Source organism: Rhodococcus gordoniae (genome assembly GCF_001646655.1).
Lineage (GTDB): Bacteria > Actinomycetota > Actinomycetes > Mycobacteriales > Mycobacteriaceae > Rhodococcus > Rhodococcus gordoniae.
In genome coordinates, this window is the sequence record NZ_LPZN01000044.1 from 87,778 (window position 1) to 102,532 (window position 14,755).

Consider the following 14,755-nt stretch of genomic DNA (forward strand, 5'->3'; position numbering starts at 1 on the left):
AGCCTGCCTTCTCACGGGTATCCCTACGATAACGCCGCTTACCCGGAAGTAGAGAGCAGACGCTCCCGAAAACGAGAGGACTATTCGGAAATCGGGGGCTCCCCGAGCTTCGGGTCCGCTTCGAGACCGATCAGGCCGTTCCAGCACAGGTTCACGAGGTGGGCTGCCACATCTTCCTTCGACGGGGTGCGGCGATCGAGCCACCATGTCGCGGTGGTGGCGACCATACCGACGAGCGCCTGGGCATAGAGCGGAGCGAAGTCGGGGTTGAGGCCGCGGCGGGAGAAGTCGCCGGACAGCAGCTCCCCCACCTGCCGCATCGCTTCGTTGAGAAGGCTCGAGTAGGTGCCTTCCTCGGCCGACATCGGCGAGTCGCGCACCAGGATCCGGAAACCGTCGGTGCGTTCCTCGATGTAGGTGAGCAGGGCGAGCGCCGCGCGCTCGACGCGGATCCGCGAACGGTTCCGCGTGAGGCTCTCGGTCACCATCGACATCAGGACCGTCATCTCACGGTCCACGACCACCGCGTAGAGACCTTCCTTGCCTCCGAAGTGTTCGTAGACGACGGGCTTGGAGACCTGCGCCCGCTGGGCGATCTCCTCGATGGAGGTGCCCTCGTAACCGCGCTCGGCGAAGAGGGCGCGGCCGATCTCGATGAGCTGTTCCCGACGCTGCGTGCCCGTCATCCGGATCCGCGGAGTGCGCTCGGTCCGCTTCTGCGACGCCTGCGACACATGTCCTCCTTCGGCGGCGGGGCGTACTCGAACGTTCGACAGCCTATCCATTCCCGATCCCGCCACCCCAGGTTCGACGCCGACGCCGTCTCGTGCAAGGATCGGGGGCGCACGTCCGCCGGTTCCGCCGCGGAGGTGTGGCAGTCCGCCGTGGTGTAATCGGCAGCACCTCTGATTTTGGTTCAGATAGTTCAGGTTCGAGTCCTGGCGGCGGAGCGGGAACCGTCCCGGGGAGCCTCAGCGCTTCCCCGGTGCACGCACGGACCGGCGTGCAGAAACGTGTCGAGGGAGCTACATGCAGGTGCAGACCGCGATCGTCGTGCTGGCAGCCGGAGCAGGAACAAGAATGCGGTCGAAGACACCGAAGGTGTTGCACACCCTCGGTGGCCGCACGATGCTCGCCCACTCCCTCCACGCCGCCGTCGCGCTCGAACCCTCCCATCTCGTCACGGTCGTCGGGCATCGCCGCGCGGAGGTCTCCGCCGAGGTGACCGCCGTCGCCGAGAGTCTCGACCGCGAGATCCGGGTGACCGTCCAGGACGATCAGCTCGGCACCGGTCACGCCGTGGAGTGCGGCCTGGGCGCCCTGCCCGACGACTTCGACGGCACGGTGGTCGTCACCGCGGGCGATGTCCCGCTGCTCCGCCCCGACACCCTGCGTGAGTTGCTCGCCGCGCACCTCGACCCCGAGCCGGCCGCGGTCACCGTCCTGACCACCACGGTGTCCGAGCCCACCGGGTACGGCCGCATCGTCCGCACCACCGACGGTGATGTCGCCGGGATCGTCGAGGAGAAGGACGCGTCCACGACGCAGCGCGCGATCCAGGAGATCAACACGGGCGTGTACGCCTTCGACGCGGCCGCGCTGCGGTCGGCCCTGGGCAAGTTGAGCGACGACAATTCGCAGGGCGAGCTGTACCTGACCGACGTCGTGAAGATCGCCCGCGGAGAGGGCCTGGCCGTCCGCGGTGTGCACACCGACGACGCCGTGCAGGTCTCCGGCGTCAACGACCGCGTCCAGCTGGCCGCACTGACCGCCGAACTCAACCGGCGTCTGCTCGAGCACTGGATGCGCGAGGGTGTCACGGTGATCGACCCGGCGTCGACGTGGATCGACGTCGACGTCGTTCTCGGCAGCGACGTCACCATCCATCCCGACGTGCAGTTGCGCGGCCGCACCGTCGTCGCCGACGACGCGGAGATCGGCCCCGGCACGACTCTCATCGACGTGCAGGTCGGCGCGGGCGCCAGCGTCGTGCGCACCCACGGCTCCCACGCGGTGATCGGCGCGGAGGCCACCGTCGGACCGTTCACCTTCCTGCGTCCCGGCACCGAACTCGGCGCGTGCGGCAAGCTCGGCGCCTTCGTCGAGACGAAGAACGCGCAGATCGGGGCGCATTCGAAGGTTCCCCACCTCACCTATGTCGGCGACGCGGAGATCGGCGAGCACTCCAACATCGGAGCGTCGAGCGTGTTCGTCAACTACGACGGGGTGCAGAAGTACCGCACGGTCGTCGGATCGCACGTCCGCACCGGGTCGGACACGATGTTCGTCGCCCCCCTCACGGTGGGCGACGGCGCCTACACGGGCGCCGGAACAGTACTCCGCCGCGACGTTCCTCCGGGGGCGCTGGCGGTGTCGGGTACGCCACAGCGCAATATTGAAGGGTGGGTCCAGCGCAATCGCGCCGGTACCCCCGCTGCCGAGGCAGCATCGAGAGCACAGCAGCAGCACGACCACGATCGGCAGAAGGACGGCCAGAACCAGTGACCAATTGGATCGACAACCAGAAGAACTTGATGCTCTTCTCCGGCCGGGCTCATCCCGAGCTGGCGGAACAGGTCGCGAAGGAACTGGGCGTCCCCCTCACCCCGCAGACGGCACGGGACTTCGCCAACGGTGAGACGTTCGTGCGCTTCGAGGAGTCGGTGCGCGGTTCGGACGCCTTCGTGCTGCAGAGCCACCCGTTCCCGCTGAACCAGTGGGTCATGGAACAGCTCATCATGATCGACGCGCTCAAGCGTGGTTCCGCCAAGCGCATCACCGCGATCCTGCCGTTCTACCCCTACGCCCGTCAGGACAAGAAGCACCGTGGGCGCGAGCCCATCTCCGCTCGCCTGATCGCCGATCTGCTCAAGACCGCCGGCGCCGACCGCATCATCACGGTCGACCTGCACACCGATCAGATCCAGGGCTTCTTCGACGGCCCGGTCGACCATATGCACGCGCAAGGTCAGCTCGCCGAGTACATCCGCGGCAAGTACGGCGTCGAGAACATCGCCGTGGTCTCCCCCGATTCCGGTCGCGTGCGCGTGGCCGAGAAGTGGGCCGACACTCTCGGTGGTGCGCCGCTGGCGTTCATCCACAAGACCCGCGACCCGCTCGTGCCCAACCAGGTCAAGTCGAACCGCGTGGTCGGTGAGGTCGAAGGCCGCACCTGCATCCTCATCGACGACATGATCGACACCGGCGGCACCATCGCCGGCGCGGTGAAGATCCTGAAGGAGGCCGGTGCGGGCGACGTCATCATCGCGGCCACCCACGGCGTGCTCTCCGATCCGGCCGCCGAGCGCCTCGCCGCGTGCGGAGCCAAGGAGGTCATCGTCACCAACACGCTGCCGATCCCGGAGGAGAAGCAGTTCGACTGCCTCACCGTGCTGTCGATCGCCCCGCTGCTCGCGCAGACGATCCGCGAGGTCTTCGAGAACGGCTCGGTGACCTCGCTGTTCAACGGGGTCGCCTGACCTTCGGTTCCACGACGGGGCAGACTGTCCGGGTGTTCACCGGATTTCCCGTCGCGGCCCTCGACTTCTACGACGATCTCGAGGCCGACAACAGCAGAGCATTCTGGGCCGCGCACAAGGCCGTCTACGACGACTGCGTGCGCGGCCCGATGCTTGCCCTGCTCTCGGAACTCGGGGAGGAGTTCGGTGAGGGCAAGGTCTTCCGCCCGTACCGCGACGTACGGTTCAGCAGGGACAAGTTGCCGTACAAGACCCATCAGGGCGGATTCGTCTCCGTCGCGCAGAGCGTCGGCTACTACGTCGAGATCAACGCTGCCGGGTTGCGGCTGTCCGCGGGCCTGTTCCACGGTTCGTCCGAGCAGATCGCCGGCTACCGCACAGCGGTCGATCACGAGCGGCGCGGTCCGGAACTCGGGAGGATCGTGCGCAAGCTCGAACGGTCGGGCTACGAGATCGGGGGCGACCGGCTGAAGTCCCGGCCGCGTGGCGTGGACGCCGATCATCCCCGCATCGAACTCATGCGGCACCGGTCACTGTGGGCCGGTCGCACCGAGATCTCACCTCCCTGGATCGACACTCCGCGCACTCTCGAGGAGGTGCGTTCGGCGTGGCGGGAGTTCCGGCCGTTGGTGCGCTGGCTCACCGCCGCCACCGCAACGTGATCCGGCAGACCGGGTGGTATGGAAATGCTGTGTGGCGCAATGGTTTGAGGACGCGCCGGGACGGGAATGATCTTCGTCACGCCGCGCGAAATCGTCGCAGGTCGGGCGGGACCCCCTCCCCTGCATAACTCCGCTTTCACCTAAAGTGGCACCTCGTGACCGACGCGCAAACTCTCGAAGCCCCTACGGAAAACGCGACAATCCGAACGGTCCGACGATGGTCGCCGGGTGCGTGCGTCTGGTGTGGCGACACCGACTCGGTCGAACTCTTCCGCAACGAACCTCGCTGTGCCACATGCCGTAAGCACGAAGCCGTCATCGACGAGGCCCGCAAGTTCATGGGCATGTACGGTCTGCGGCCCATCGGCGGCACCCTGCAGTCCGACGACGAGGAGGAGCACGAGCACCGCCTCGCCGCTCGCGAGGCCCGCCGTGCCCTCAACGACATCCGTCTCGCCGAGCAGCCCGATCCGGCGCTCGTGCGCAAGGCCCTGCGGCCCCGCGCCACCGCGATCACCGACAGCCATGTCGGTACCTCCGCTCAGGCGTCGGCGCGTCCGGCTGCCGCGACCCGGAACTCGTCCTCGCCGGCGTCGAAGCCGGCGAAGTCCGCCGCCCCGGTCCGCACGGACGCGGTGGACGTCGAGGAGATCCAGACCCGTGCCCTCGCTCTGCTCGACCAACTCTCCGCGATCGACGCGCAGCTCACTCTCGTCGCCGAGCAGAGCGGCCTTGCCGCCCGTGCCCGGCGCAGCGACCTGGAGAAGCAGAAGGCGACGATCCTCCGCACCCTCGCCGCACTCGAGAAGGCACGTCTGAGCGCATCCGGCCGCTAGCCGCCGGCTTACGATCGCAGCCCCGCCCGCGCCGACGAGTTCGCTCGACGGTCCGGTGCCGGGGCTGCCGTCGTTAGCGCACCTCACAACTGCTCTCGTTACCGCACCTCACGACAACGGACCAGGTAGTCTGTGATCGACCAAGGCCTGTCGGGGGGCACTGTTCGGGCCTTCCCGCCTGCGCAGATCCGGACCGAAGCCTTCCGAAGGAGTGCGCGTGAGTGTTTCCGACTCCCCTCGCGTCGGTGCACCCGCGTGGCGTTCACTGTCCTCGGCTCTGGCACGCCCCCGTCTGTTCGCGTGCCTCGACCGGTGCTCCACGCTGACGGTGATCGACGCTCCCCCCGGTTTCGGCAAACGCACCCTCGTCGCCGGATGGCTCCACCAGGGCGGCGCACCCGACCACACGGTCGTCTGGGTTCCCGAACTCACCCGCCCCGGCGACGGCGACCTGCCGGAGTGTGTCCTCGACATCCTCGTCGACCATCCGGCCGTCGAGGTCACCACCGACGGCTCGCCGTTCGATCGGGTGGTCCGTGCCCTCCGCGATCTGGGATCACCGTGTCTGCTCGTTCTTGCCTGCGTGCCGGCACCGAACGCGGCCCGGATCCTCCGGGAAACTCTGCGGTTGCTCGATCACTGTCCGAAACTCGATGCGATCGTCTGCCTTCCGGGCAACAACATCGATCTGAGCGAGGTCATCACCCGCGGGATGGAATGCACGTACATCCCGGCCCCCGATCTGCTGTTCACCGTCGGAGAGACCACCCGGCTGCTGAACTCCACCGGAACCGCACGCTCCGACGGCGAATGCGAGGCGGTGTCCCGCGTGCTCGGTGGTGTACCCGCCCTCGTCTCGGCAGCCACGGGACTCGCCCGTAACCGCCCGCAGCGGTTGATCGACAACCGGGGGTTGCCGACCACGGCACTGGAATGCCTCGTACGGACCCATGTCGAGGGCCTGCTCGACGACCTCGACGCCGCCGAGTGCGACTTCGCATACTCCGTCGCGGTAGCCCACAGCCTCACCGCCGACGAAGCAGCCGAGCTGACCGGCGTGGCCGACGCCGAAGCCCGGCTGACCGCGCTCGCCGCAGCGGGGCTTCTGATGGATTCCCCTTACCGTGATCCCCGGACCTGGCGCTGGCCCGACGCGGTGCGTTCGTGCGTCCTGGAGATCTCCCGCCGGGCACGACCCGGGCACGCCGACGCCCTGCTCGGCGAACTCGCCCGGGCACATCGCGACGCCGGAAATCCCGCCGAAGCGTCGATCTACGCGGTCGAGGCCGGCGACTGGAAGACCGCCGTGACGATCGTCGAGGAGTCCTGGGCGCACATGGTGGAGCGTTCCTTCGACGTTCTCGTCAAGGTGCTCAGACAGATCCCGGATGGGGAACTCGAGGACCACCCCTCGGTACTGGCCGGTCGCGCGCTGTTCACGCAGATGCTCGACGAGCATTCGATCCTGCACGCCTCCCTGTCCACCGACGTCGACGAACTCGTCGAGCTCGGGAGGACGGCCGAAGCCGCCCAGGCCGTGTACGTCGCGACGGTACAGACCCTGACGCTGCGGGTCTCGGGCGAATTCGGTGAAGCCGCGCGACTGACCCTGCTGTTACAACCGCTCGTCGGGTCGATCCTCGAGCATCGACCCGACGACCTCGCCCCCCAGCTTCCGCTGTTGCGCCTGCAGTGGGCGATCACGCTCCAGCTCGCCGGATATCTCACCGAGTCCACCGCCGCCTTCCGGCGCGCCTACCGCGGTGCCTATGCCGCGAACATCGCCTTCGCCGTCCAGAACGCCGCGGGAAGTTCGGCCCTGAACTGGGCGGCCGTCGGCGACCTTCCGCGGGCGCGGGAATGGTTGCACATCGAGAGGCGCGCCGAGCAGACCGAAGGTCGCTGGGGCGAGATGGTCAAGGTGAGCGGCCGAGTGGCCTCCGCGCTCGTTCATCTGGACGCGCTGGATCTCGACGAGGCTGCCGGATATCTCGACACAGTGGGTGTACCCCGCGTCTCGGAAGAACTCTGGGGATTCGTCGCCTATGCGCGTGCCTCCTACGACCTGGCCACGGGTCATGCCTACGACGGGCTCACCGGATTGCACCGGTTGATCGCGTCGCACCACGACCTGTACGGACACGGAGCCTTCTGTCGCAGAATGCTCGGCGCAGCCGAGATCGATCTGCATCTGGCGCTCGGAAACGGCAACCTGGCGCGTGCCCTCGCTGCCGAGCAGTCGGCAGACCATCCGATGTGCGTGGTGGCGGCGGGACGGGCCGAACTGTTCACCCGTCATCCCGAGGCCGCGTTGAAGAAACTCAAGCGCGTCCCGTGGACGGAATGCGGATATCCGCGCGCCCATCTCGAATCGTTGCTCGTCGCCGCCGGCGCCCACCTCGACCTCGGCGACGAGAACGGCGCCGCGAGGAACTGGCGGCGGGCCTGCGCTCTGGCCGAGTCCCTCGGCAACCGCCGTGCGTTCACCACCCTCCCCGGCGATGTCACCGAACATCTGGTTGCCCTGTCGGGTCGTCCGGTTCCGGGCGGGCCCGTCGGGTCGGTCTTCGCCGAGCCCGTGACCCACGTCGAATTGTCCCCGCGAGAGACGGACGTTCTCGAACTGCTGGCACTGGGATCGACCCACGCCGACATCGCGAAGAAGCTGTTCGTCTCGCACAACACGATCAAGACCCAGCTGCGCAGCATCTATCGCAAGCTCGGGGTCCACACCCGGGTGGAGGCGATCGGCCGGGCGCGCGATCTCAGGCTGCTGCCGGTCCGCCGGTCGCTGTAGACGAAGTCGCCCGCATCCGGGCCGCGAGCCGCAGGTCGAGCACCCACACTACGCCCGCGAGCGTCGCCAGACCGACGCCGAGCACACACACCGCGGGCCACCCGCCGACCGACCACGCCGCCGTGCCGAGCGCCGATCCCGATGCGGCCCCGACGAAATAGCCCGTCATGTAGACGGAGTTCACGCGGGAGCGAGCGTCGGGATCGAGGGCGTACACGATGTTCTGATTCGTGATCTGCACGAGATTCAACGCGAGGTCGACGACGAGCATCCCCACGACGAACCACACCAGCGAGCTCCCGCCCGCGGCGAGCGCGGCCCACGACGCGACCAGCGTGACCACGCCCACGGCAGTCGTCTGCGGTCCGTACCCGCGGTCGACGAGCCGTCCCGCGACGGTTGCCGCGACCGCACCGGCCACCCCGGCCAGGCCCACGAGACCGATCTGCAGGTCGTCGAGGCCGAACGGCGGGTCGGACAACAGGAACGCCATCGTCGAGAACAACGCGCCCACCGATGCGAAGCCCAGTCCCCCGAGAATCGACCGGGTCCGCAGGCGGGGATGCCGGACGATCAACGTCCCGAGCGATCGCAGAGTGCTGCCGTAGCCCTGCCGGACCGCCGGCGGTGTCGCCGGAAGCACCCGCCACAACGCGAGGGCCACGATCACCATGGCCACCGCGCTCACCCGGTAGACCGTCGTCCAGCTGTCGCCGAGTTCGGCGAGGATGCCTGCGACACTCCGGGCCACGAGGATCCCGACGAGCAGCCCGCTCATCACGGTGCCGACCGCGCGCCCACGCGATTCGGGGGTGGCGAGGGTCGCCGCGAACGGCACCAGCACCTGCGCCGCGACCGAGAACAGACCGGCGATCGCGGTGCCCGCGACGAGCACCCCGATGTTCGGCGCGAATCCGCTCAGCCCCTGCCCGGCGGCCGCGGCCAGCACAAGCATCACGGCCAGTCGCCGCTGCGGGAACATGTCGCCGAGGGGGACGAGGAACAACAGGCCGAGGGCATAGGCGACCTGCGCGACCGTCACGGTGGAGGCCGCAGCCGACCGGGAGGTGTCCAGCGCCTCGGCGATGGAGTCGAGAAGCGGCTGGTTGAAGTAGTTGCCGCCCACGCACAGACCCGTCGCCACGGCCATGAGCAACAGGACCGGGGTCGTCAGCACGGGACGAGAGGACGTCATGTCGTCCAGCCTCCCGTGCCGGCTCGGCAGGTGTCGAATCCTCCCCGGCGGCCGAACTGCGGGAGTTCTCGGGAGGTTACTGCCGGGAGGCGCCGATCAGGACGAACCGTCCGTCGGGGTCGACCCATTCGTGCCGGACGACGAATCCCGCATCGGCGAGTTCCTGCGCGAGACCGGCGAGACGGAACTTCGCGGAGATCTCCGTCCGGATCTGTTCGCCTTCCGTGAAGGAGATCTCCAGGTCGAGGCCCGGGATCCGGACGTCCATCGCCTCGGTCGCCTCGAGTCGCATCTCGATCCACTCGTTCTCGGCGTCCCAGACGGCACGGTGCACGAACCGTTCCGGGTCGAAGTCGGCACCCAGCCGGTCGTTGAGCACGCGCAGGACGTTCCGATCGAACTCCGCCGTCACTCCGGCCGCGTCGTCGTAGGCGGCGAGCAGAGTGTCGCGGTCGATGACGAGTCCCGCCCCGAGGAGCAGCCATTCGCCGGGACGGAGGATCGCGGCCGTGCCGGCGAGGAACTGGGCGCGTTCGCTCGGGACGAGGTTGCCGATGGTGCCGCCGAGGAACGCGATCGCGCGTGTGCCACCGGCAGGAAGATGCGCGAGCGAATCGGTGAAGTCGCCGACGACACCGTGCACCGTCACGTTCGGATACTCCGCCGTCAATCTGGTGACGGCCGAACGCAGCGCCGGCTCGGAGACGTCCTGCGGTACATAGGTGTGGAGGTACGGTCCGAGGGCATCGAGCAGCACGTATGTCTTCTCGGACGAGCCGGAGCCGAGTTCGACGAGCATCTCGGGACGGGCGGACTCGGCGAAATCGGCGGCGTGCTGTCGCAGCAGGGCGAACTCGGTGCGCGTCGGGTAGTACTCGGGCAGCCGCATGATCTTCTCGAACAGTCGGCTGCCCCGCGCGTCGTACAGCCAGGTGGGCGACAGGTACTTGGGATCGGACGTGAGTCCGCGCCGTGCGTCCTCGCGCAGTTTGGCATCGAGGTCCTCGGGGCGCAGATGTACGTCGACGATCACGGTGGGCCGACCTCCAGTGGTGAGACGATGAGTTTGCCCGGCACCGCGGCGACGAGATGCCGGTCGGGTACGGGTTTCCAGCGACTGTCGTCGTCGAACGGTTCGGACGCCACGATCGCGGTCTGCTCGTCGACGAACGTCCACAGCGAGTGGTACCAGGCCGTGGCCCAGATCCCGGACTCGTTGCACAGCAACATGTTCAACCGCGAATCCGGCGCGAGTGACAGCACGTCGTGGGTGAGCGAGATCAATGCCGGTTCCGGGTCTGCGCAGCGCAACCGCGACTGCAGCAGGAGCCACAGCGTGGCGGCGTCGGTAGGGGATTCGAGCCGCAGCAGGTCGGCGACGGGCAGCGCGCCGGCGAGGGTGACGAGCGATCCCGGCCAGCCCCGGACGACGCCGTTGAGGCTGAACGCCCACCGGTCGTCGGAGAAGGGTGCGGCCGCCGACCGTTCGACGGGCATCCCCTCGGTGGCCGAGCGGGTCGCGGCGACGATCGTGCGCGAGCGCACCGAGCCGAGCCCTTCACGGAGGAAGGAGTCGGACCAGATCGGCGAGGCCGACCGGTACCGTCCGAAGACGCCCTCCGCACTCCACCACCCGACACCGAATCCGTCGGCGTTGATCGTTCCTCCCCCACGCATGTCGGTGGGTGCCCAGGACTGGCGGAGCAGCGAATTCGTCCCGGTCGACAGCAGTGCGGCGACATTCGTCTCCGGTCCGATGTACGCCAGATGTCTACACATCGCCCGTCCCGTATGCGACGCGCAACCCGGCGAAGATCTGACGGCGGACGGGGAGATCCCAATTGCGGAAGGTTCCGCGGCACGCGACTTCGTCGGTGCCGAACGATCCTCCGCGCAGCACCCGGTGGCCCTCACCGAAGAAGACCTCCGAGTACTCGCGGTACGGGAATGCGCGGAAGCCCGGATACCCGGTGAACGGTGTGGACGTCCACTCCCACACGTCGCCGATCAGCTGGTGCACTCCGAGCGGTGACGCCCCACGCGGATAGGCACCTGCCACGGCCGGACCGAGGTGGCGCTGACCGAGATTGGCGTGTTCGGGACCGGGATCCTCGTCGCCCCACGGGAATCGACGGCTGCGACCGGTGGCCGGATCCCAGCGTGCCGCCTTCTCCCATTCGGCCTCGGTCGGCAGACGTCCGCCGGCCCAGCGGGCGAACGCCTCGGCTTCGTGGAAACACACGTGAACGACGGGTTCGTCCGGATGCAGCGGCACCGCTCTACCGAACACCGTCCTTTTCCAACCTGTTTCGTCGCGACTCCAGAACTGCGGAGCCTCGAGTCCGGCGTCGAGGCGATGCCGCCGGCCCACCTCGCTCCACAGTTCGCGCCGCGCGTAACCGCCGTCGTCGACGAACTCGAGATAACGCCGGTTGGTGACGGGCACCGCGTCGAGTTCGAACTCCGGCACGTCGACGACGTGGGCCGGCCGCTCGTTGTCGAGGGCCCACGGATCGGTGGACGTGCCCATCTCGAATGCACCGCCCGGAATCCGGACCCGCGCGGTGTCGGGAACGCTTCCGGTGCGCGGCGCCTCCGGAGCGTCGAGCAACGGAGAGCCCTGCCGCAGTTGATGCGTCGCGAGCATCGTCTCGCCGTGCTGCTGTTCGTGTTGTGCGACCATCGCGAAGACGAAACCGTCGCGGGTCAGCTCGTCGTCGAAGGCACTGTGCTCGAGCACGTCCCAGGTGAGATCGCGGACGGCACGCGCATAGCGACGGGCCCCGTCGGGGTCGAGCAGCGGCAGCTCCGTGCGGGTCGCGCGGGGATGCCGGAACGCGTCGTAGAGATCGTCGATGTCGCCGCGCACGGGTGGCCGCCCGCCCGCGGCCCGCACGAGCCAGAACTCCTCCTGGTTGGCGATGTGCGCCAGATCCCACACGAGTGGGCTCATCAACGGTGAATGTTGTGCGGTGAGATCGTGTTCCGGCACGGAGGTGAGCGCCTCGGTGCGGGCACGCGCCCGCTCGAGGTGACGCCTCAGCGCAGCACGAGCAGGGGTCACCGCACCTCCTCGCCCGGCGCCAGCCCGCGCAGGCACCGCGCCGCGGCCGCGTCGAGCGCCGCGGTGAACCGCATGTCGCGCGAGGACTCCGCTGCGAGTGAGAGCAGGCTCGCTGCGGCAGCACGCAATTCGAGCGAACGGAGACCCACCCGGGCCGCCTCGGCCCACCGGTCGCGCACCGGGGCGACGATCGCACACGCCTCCGCGGAGACCTCCGGAGCGGAGAGCAGCGCTTCGAGGGCTGCGACGGGCACCTGCCACGAGTCGGCCGGCTGGGCATCGAGGTAACGCACCTCGAGATGGCCGCACGGACGAACGGGCGGGAACAGCGTCGTCATGTGGTAGTCGAGGTCGTCGACGGTGGGCCGGCGCCGGATGTCGGCGTCGAGGTCGCCCGCGAGCCACGCCGCGAAGGTCGCGCCGGGCGGTGCGTACCACTCGGGCTGATCCGAGCGCACACAGGTCAGCGGCGCGTCGAGAACCCACGCGGGGTAGTCGCCGGGGTGGTGGACGTGGGTGAGGTCGGGATCGAGTTCGAGCCACGTGCGCATCCGCTGCGACACCCAGTCGCCTTCCGGAGCGCCCCGCAGCCGGGGCGAGCACGCGAAGGCCGCGATCATGGCCGGGGCGATGGCGTGCAGCAGCTCCCAGCGCCGCACGACCTCCACCTCGTCGCGTCCCATGTCGACGGAGATCTGAACCGACGCAGTACTGTTCATCATCAACCGGCCCATCGGGCCGATGCGGTCGTAACGGAGTTCCATCGCCCCGTAGCGCGGGGTCCGCAGCAGACGATGCGGAGGCCGCACCTCGTCGGCGGCGCGGTCGAGCATGATCACCGACCGGCGGGCGAGCAGCGCCCGGAGCATGCGGAGGTCGGCCGTGAGCCGATCGCACACCTGCCGCGCCGAGGTGCACGGCACGCTGGACAACTCCACCTGGCCACCCGGCTCGACGCTGACCGCGCTGCCCGACGGCAGGGGCCGCGCGGACGACGACGGCGCGACCGTGCGCGGGGCGTGCGGTCCGAGCGCCTCGACGAGGGTCGCGAGTTCGGGACGCGACTCGGTGCCGTCGGCCCGGGCGGTGAGCCACTCGAGCTCGACCCCGATCAGCCTGGGGACTCCCAGCCGGAACGCCCTGTTGCGGACATGATCCTCGGCGTCCGCACGGGAGCCGAGTACCGTCCGGGCACGGGAGGCTGCGGCATCGACTGCCATCGCCATTCGTCCACCCCCTCGGCCGGTGCGCCAGGTATGCGGTCGAGACTAACCCGCCCGGGGACACGACGCGCGGATAACGCACCGGTACGTGCGCGAACGGACACCAGCGGGCAGGCTCGACCCCGACGATACGGTCGGCAGAAGGAGGTGCGGGTCCGTGCTGGACTTGCAGGCGGCTCGACGCGACACACCGGGATGTTTCGACCGGGTCTTCCTCGACAGCGCGGGATCGTCCCTGCCCCCGACACCGGTGCTGGACACGATGCTCGCGCACCTGCGCCGCGAGGCCGAGGTCGGCGGGTACGTGGCGGCCGACGAGCGGCTCGACGACCTGACCGCCGTGAAGACCTCGCTCGGTCGCCTGTTCGACGTACCGGAGACCTCGATCGCGCTGTCCGACGGCGCCTCGCGGGCGTGGACGTCGTTCTTCTACGCCGTGCCGCTGCGACCGGGCGACCGCATCCTGATCTCGCAGGCCGAGTACGCCGCGAACGCGATCGCCGCGTTGCAGCGCGCGCGGGCCACCGGCGCCACCGTCGAGGTCGTGCCGTCCGATCCGTCCGGTCGCCTCGACGTCGAGGCACTCGAGGGGATGCTCGACGAACGCGTGCGACTCGTGTCCGTCGTCCACGCCCCCACCAACGGCGGACTGGTCAATCCCGTACGGGAGGTCGCCGACGCCGCGCACGCGGTCGGTGCGCTCGTACTGCTCGACGCGTGCCAGTCGGTGGGACAGCTACCGGTGAGCGTGCCCGAACTCGACGTCGACGCGCTGTCGGGCACCGGACGCAAGTGGCTCCGCGGTCCCCGTGGCACCGGCTTCCTCTACGTGCGGCCGCGGCTGGTGACCGCACTCGAACCGGCGGTGCTCGACCTGCACAGCGCTTCGTGGACCTCGCCCGACAGTTACGAGCTCGCGCCGGACGCCGCCCGCTTCGAGATGTGGGAGGCCGGGGTGGCGGCCCGGCTCGGGCTCGGCGCAGCCGTGGACTATCTCCTCGAGCTGGGGGTGGACGCCGTGGCCGAGGCGGTGGCCTATCGCGCCGGGCACGTGCGCGACGGGCTCGCCGGCATCGGCGGCGTGACCGTCACCGACCTCGGTGAGCGGCACAGCGGCATCGTCTCGTTCACCGTGGACGGACGCGACCCGCGGGAGGTCCGCGACGCCCTGGCCGAGCGGTCGGTGACGGTCACGGTCAGCGGTCGCAGTTCGACCCTGCTGGACATGACCGCGCGCGACCTGCACTCGGTGGTGCGGGCGTCACCGCACTATTTCGTCTCCCCCGCCGACGTCGACAGATTCCTCGGCGCGGTGCACGACCTCGTCCGTTCGTGAAGCCGCGCGCCGGTCACGCGCTGCTCGGCACCGTGGGTCGACAGGGCTGTTTGTCCCGGCTCGATGTCGTCCGGTAATGTGGTTCGAGTTGTCTCGGCGAGGGTGAACCGCAATATCGCTGGATCACCGTGATCGACGCGGCTGCGACGGAAGCAATGTGCTC

At 69.0% G+C, this 14,755-nt stretch carries 12 protein-coding genes and 1 tRNA gene; 7 read left to right on the plus strand and 6 right to left on the minus strand.

Annotated elements, in window-relative coordinates; translation table 11 throughout:
• Positions 1–80: 80 nt before the first annotated feature.
• Positions 81–686, minus strand: a complete 606-nt coding sequence (locus A8G18_RS16025; RefSeq protein WP_172506143.1) for a TetR/AcrR family transcriptional regulator — start codon at positions 684–686, stop codon at positions 81–83.
• Positions 687–878: 192 nt separating this feature from the next.
• Between A8G18_RS16025 and A8G18_RS16030 the strand changes: the two genes are divergently transcribed.
• The 6 genes from A8G18_RS16030 (at position 879) to A8G18_RS16055 (ending at position 7,774) form a co-directional block, all read left to right on the plus strand.
• A tRNA-Gln gene (locus tag A8G18_RS16030) sits at positions 879–950 on the plus strand.
• A 79-nt stretch (positions 951–1,029) separates the two neighbouring features.
• Complete coding sequence (gene glmU / locus A8G18_RS16035) at positions 1,030–2,505, plus strand: bifunctional UDP-N-acetylglucosamine diphosphorylase/glucosamine-1-phosphate N-acetyltransferase GlmU (RefSeq protein WP_064064646.1); 1,476 nt, start codon at positions 1,030–1,032, stop codon at positions 2,503–2,505.
• Entirely contained in the window at positions 2,502–3,479 is a 978-nt protein-coding gene (locus A8G18_RS16040; protein WP_084421861.1) for a ribose-phosphate diphosphokinase, read from the plus strand. Before glmU ends, A8G18_RS16040 begins: the two co-directional genes overlap by 4 nt.
• 32 nt (positions 3,480–3,511) lie before the next feature.
• Positions 3,512–4,141, plus strand: coding sequence for a DUF2461 domain-containing protein (locus A8G18_RS16045; RefSeq protein WP_064064647.1), 630 nt, complete (start codon positions 3,512–3,514; stop codon positions 4,139–4,141).
• A 155-nt stretch (positions 4,142–4,296) separates the two neighbouring features.
• Complete coding sequence (locus A8G18_RS16050) at positions 4,297–4,977, plus strand: hypothetical protein (protein WP_064064648.1); 681 nt, start codon at positions 4,297–4,299, stop codon at positions 4,975–4,977.
• 217 nt (positions 4,978–5,194) lie between these two features.
• Entirely contained in the window at positions 5,195–7,774 is a 2,580-nt protein-coding gene (locus tag A8G18_RS16055) for a helix-turn-helix transcriptional regulator (RefSeq protein WP_064064717.1), read from the plus strand.
• Here A8G18_RS16055 and A8G18_RS16060 read toward each other — a convergent pair.
• The 5 genes from A8G18_RS16060 to egtA form a co-directional block, all read right to left on the minus strand.
• Positions 7,743–8,969, minus strand: a complete 1,227-nt coding sequence (locus A8G18_RS16060; RefSeq protein WP_064064649.1) for an MFS transporter — start codon at positions 8,967–8,969, stop codon at positions 7,743–7,745. The two genes, A8G18_RS16055 and A8G18_RS16060, sit on opposite strands and share 32 nt — an antisense overlap.
• A gap of 76 nt (positions 8,970–9,045) precedes the next feature.
• A complete protein-coding gene (egtD, locus tag A8G18_RS16065) occupies positions 9,046–10,002 on the minus strand; it encodes an L-histidine N(alpha)-methyltransferase (protein WP_064064650.1) in 957 nt (318 codons plus the stop codon).
• Positions 9,999–10,748 (minus strand): ergothioneine biosynthesis protein EgtC, encoded by a 750-nt coding sequence (gene egtC / locus A8G18_RS16070; RefSeq protein ID WP_064064651.1) that lies wholly within the window; start codon positions 10,746–10,748, stop codon positions 9,999–10,001. Before egtC ends, egtD begins: the two co-directional genes overlap by 4 nt.
• Positions 10,741–12,033: an ergothioneine biosynthesis protein EgtB gene (egtB, locus tag A8G18_RS16075; protein ID WP_064064718.1), complete on the minus strand. Its 1,293-nt coding sequence runs from the start codon at positions 12,031–12,033 to the stop codon at positions 10,741–10,743. The genes egtC and egtB overlap by 8 nt, the downstream gene beginning before the upstream one ends.
• Positions 12,030–13,259, minus strand: coding sequence for an ergothioneine biosynthesis glutamate--cysteine ligase EgtA (gene egtA / locus A8G18_RS16080; protein ID WP_064064652.1), 1,230 nt, complete (start codon positions 13,257–13,259; stop codon positions 12,030–12,032). Before egtA ends, egtB begins: the two co-directional genes overlap by 4 nt.
• Positions 13,260–13,413: 154 nt before the next feature.
• Here egtA and A8G18_RS16085 point away from each other — a divergent pair, with 154 nt between their 5' ends.
• The gene (locus A8G18_RS16085; protein WP_064064653.1) at positions 13,414–14,592 is read left to right on the plus strand and encodes an aminotransferase class V-fold PLP-dependent enzyme; all 1,179 of its coding nucleotides are present in this window, start codon (positions 13,414–13,416) and stop codon (positions 14,590–14,592) included.
• The last annotated feature ends 163 nt before the right edge of the window (positions 14,593–14,755 follow it).

What these genes read in the sequence shown, in the direction of transcription:
- A8G18_RS16025 (WP_172506143.1), bottom strand. Translation starts at nt 686, where the DNA reads ATGACGGGCACGCAGCGTCGGGAACAGCTCATCGAGATCGGCCGCGCC.
- glmU (WP_064064646.1), top strand. Translation starts at nt 1,030, where the DNA reads ATGCAGGTGCAGACCGCGATCGTCGTGCTGGCAGCCGGAGCAGGAACA.
- A8G18_RS16060 (WP_064064649.1), bottom strand. Translation starts at nt 8,969, where the DNA reads ATGACGTCCTCTCGTCCCGTGCTGACGACCCCGGTCCTGTTGCTCATG.
- egtC (WP_064064651.1), bottom strand. Translation starts at nt 10,748, where the DNA reads ATGTGTAGACATCTGGCGTACATCGGACCGGAGACGAATGTCGCCGCA.
- egtA (WP_064064652.1), bottom strand. Translation starts at nt 13,259, where the DNA reads ATGGCGATGGCAGTCGATGCCGCAGCCTCCCGTGCCCGGACGGTACTC.